The organism is Pedobacter hiemivivus, assembly GCF_004331685.1.
In the GTDB taxonomy this organism is placed as follows: Bacteria; Bacteroidota; Bacteroidia; order Sphingobacteriales; family Sphingobacteriaceae; genus Pedobacter; species Pedobacter hiemivivus.
In genome coordinates this window covers 1-2,529 of record NZ_SJSM01000050.1, presented here as the reverse complement: position 1 = coordinate 2,529, position 2,529 = coordinate 1, and the positions used below count along the sequence as shown (strand labels likewise).

1 protein-coding gene and 2 rRNA genes are annotated in these 2,529 nt (G+C 36.5%); 2 read left to right on the top strand and 1 reads right to left on the bottom strand.

Going from position 1 to position 2,529, the window contains the following annotated elements; all coding sequences use genetic code 11:
* Positions 1–88 precede the first annotated feature (88 nt).
* Positions 89–200 (top strand): 5S ribosomal RNA (gene rrf, locus EZ444_RS26970).
* A gap of 113 nt (positions 201–313) precedes the next feature.
* Here rrf and EZ444_RS26965 read toward each other — a convergent pair.
* Positions 314–1,435, bottom strand: a complete 1,122-nt coding sequence (locus tag EZ444_RS26965) for a Fic family protein (protein ID WP_131612996.1) — start codon at positions 1,433–1,435, stop codon at positions 314–316.
* Between the two features lie 861 nt (positions 1,436–2,296).
* Here EZ444_RS26965 and EZ444_RS26960 point away from each other — a divergent pair.
* Positions 2,297–2,529, top strand: a 16S ribosomal RNA gene (locus EZ444_RS26960); the annotation flags it as partial.

The window sequence follows — 2,529 nt, the reverse complement described above, 5'->3', positions numbered from 1 at the left end:
TAATATGTCATTTGTTTAGTAACAAATCGAGCAAGGCGTAAGCTGAGCAACAAAAGCGAAACGATATATACTAGATATTTAAAAATATTTAGGTGCCTATATCGGTGGTGTCCACCTCTTCCCATTCCGAACAGAGAAGTTAAGCCCACCAGAGCCGATGGTACTGCGGTAACACGTGGGAGAGTAGGTCGGTGCCAAATCTTATAGAAAGCCGGTAGTCATAAAGACTATCGGCTTTTCTTGTTTATAACATTTTTATTTTCCCTTATTTCTGTCAAAGGTTTATGGGATTTTTGATATACGGGGTATGGTATTATTCTGAAAGAATTCTGTATAGCTCCAGATTGAGGTAATAACTATTGCCATGTATCATCCTTTTTTCAAGGATTCCAATATTTGACAACTCATCAAGATATTTACGTGCTGTATTTTCTGCATAAAGCCCCCTGTTTGTAAGATGCATTACCCGAGTAAAGGGTTCCATAAATAAGGTGCTTACGAGCGACTCTGGGCGGTTGATGTTTCCTCTAGAAATAACTGTATCCAGGATGGCATCTTTCGCTGAGATAATGTCATTAATTTTATTGTAAGTGAGGTTAGCTGTAACTTCAATAGCTTTCAACATAAAGAGAAACCAATTCTTCCAATTGCCTCTTTGAGTAATTCCAGATAGTGTTGAATAATAATCTTCTTTGTTATCCATAATGTAACGACTTAAGAAGAGAATTGGATAATCAAGTAATCCCTTTTTTGTAAGGTAATGGATGTTAAATATTCTTCCTGTCCTACCATTACCATCTCTGAAAGGGTGAATGGCTTCGAATTGAAAATGACCAATGGCCATTTTTAAGAGCGGATCTAGTGGATATTTCTCATCATCATTTAAAAAATTTATGAGGTTGCTAAGTTTTGATTCTATAATACCTGGGCCACGTGGCGGAGTGTAGGATGCTTTACCTGCATTTAAGCCAGAACCACCTTCTTTAATATAGATCTGTGCTACGGGTGGCCTTATGCCGTCTTTAAACTGGCTGATGGTTCTATACATTTTTATAAAGTAATCCTCATCGAATAGCTGGTCATTTTGTAAATATCCATAACCTAACCACAAAGCTTCTCTATAATTTAAGATCTCTTTGGTTGGGCCTTCTTGTTGTTTGGTTTGGTGTTCGCTATAAGCTTTATAAAGTTCATCATCTGTGGTAAAGATATTTTCTATGGCATTTGATGCTTTGGCTTCCTGTAAACTTATAGAATTGATTAGTAATCCTTGATTAGGAATAGCAATGCTACGGCCTTGTAATCTTCCGAGTGCAGCTTTAGCATTCCCCAGAAGGGAGAAGATTTGAATATCTTCATATAACTCTTTGTCTATTGGAAGTAAGGGTAGATCATTCCAAGGTTTGTTTCTGTCGGGGTTTATTGGATAAGCCATAATCAAATATAACGAAAAGAATCCACCTAACCTTAAAATACGTTTATTTTTAAGGTTAGGTGTCTTTTGAGCCTTAAATTAAGCTAGGTTTAACTAGTTGGCCTTATTTTTACTGAATTTTTAAGGTTAGATGCAAGGTTCAACTTAAACGTTCGCACTGAATGTGGGTGCCAAACTTGAACAATGGATAAGACAGGTGAACGATTTGATCGTTGATATGAACAGAGTAGGAGCAGTTTAATATGATGAATCTGAAATATTCTTCAGTTTTTCTGGTTGTGTTGTAGGGAGTTATGGGTTTGACGGAGATAATAGTGTGTTTAAGTTTGTGAGGGGAGATAATTTTCCTACTTTTGCATCCCGCTTCGGAGGAAGGGTTTGTAAGAAAAGGATAAGGATGAAGGTTGAACTGAAGGGTTAGAAAAAGAGATTGGTGTTTCTTTATGAGTGTTTAAAAGGCTCGAAAAATAAAAGAAATAAAGTTTAATAAAAAGCTTGACAAAACCAAAAAGATTTCTACCTTTGCAATCCCAAACAGAACGGGAGTTACCAAACGGAGTTTGTTAACAGAATAAAAAAGATTGAAACGTTAAAAATTTGAAACTGAGATTCGGAACATTAAGACCGAAACGAAACTGAAGAATAATAAACGAAGAAATATAAAGAAGATCCGTGAGGTGATTCGAGAAGTTCATTAAAGAGATGTCATTTATAAAGCATAGCGAGGTAAGATAGTACAGTTTCAAAGTACATGAAAACCAAAGCTATTTTTTCAAGTCAGAATCTAACTAGACAATATAATTAGAATAAGACTATTATTAATACAAGTTAAGAATGGTCAGTGTTCAAACATAACATTTTACAATGGAGAGTTTGATCCTGGCTCAGGATGAACGCTAGCGGCAGGCCTAATACATGCAAGTCGAACGATACTACCGGGCTTGCTCGGTAGGAAAGTGGCGCACGGGTGCGTAACGCGTATGCAACCTACCTTAATCAGGGGGATAGCCCGAAGAAATTCGGATTAACACCGCATAAAAACACAGGATAGCATTATCCAATGTTCAAATATTTATAGGATTAAGATGGGCATG